This is a genomic window from Mesorhizobium sp. M1D.F.Ca.ET.231.01.1.1 (assembly GCF_003999155.2).
Classification (GTDB): domain Bacteria; phylum Pseudomonadota; class Alphaproteobacteria; order Rhizobiales; family Rhizobiaceae; genus Mesorhizobium.
Genome location: NZ_RZOZ02000080.1, coordinates 1 through 400, shown reverse-complemented (window position 1 = coordinate 400; position 400 = coordinate 1). Strand labels below are relative to the sequence as shown.

1 protein-coding gene is annotated in these 400 nt (G+C 59.2%); it reads right to left on the bottom strand.

Annotated features, from left to right (window positions below; genetic code table 11):
* Positions 1-75: 75 nt before the first annotated feature.
* On the bottom strand, positions 76-258 hold the full coding sequence (locus EN874_RS32375; protein WP_245489578.1) for a hypothetical protein: 183 nt from the start codon (positions 256-258) through the stop codon (positions 76-78).
* Between the last annotated feature and the right edge of the window lie 142 nt (positions 259-400).

Here is a 400-nt window from a genome sequence, read left to right as displayed (position 1 = left end):
GAGAGATCCCCGGCATCGTCGCGCAAAACGCGCTTACCTTGCCTTCCGTTCCATCGAAACCGGCCGGTCGGCCTCTCAAGCGCAGTCCTTCAATTCGACCACCTCGACGCCGAGGCGAAAGGCCTGGCCATCGGCATAGGAGCGCGCATACTGCTCGGCTTCGAAGGGGAAGGTCAGCGTCGTGCCGTAGGCGGTGACACGCACCGTCCACTTCTGGCCTCGCACGAGTTCAACACCGTGAAGCTTCGCCGTCACCATCTCGCCCTCCTCAGATCCGGCACGCTCGCGACACCCGCATAACGTCGCGAAAGTCATTTGAATACAAATAATTCGACCCAATCGTGTCGTTACGATGTCGATTCCGACATTGGGTCGTTTGCGTCCGTGAAATGGTTCACCG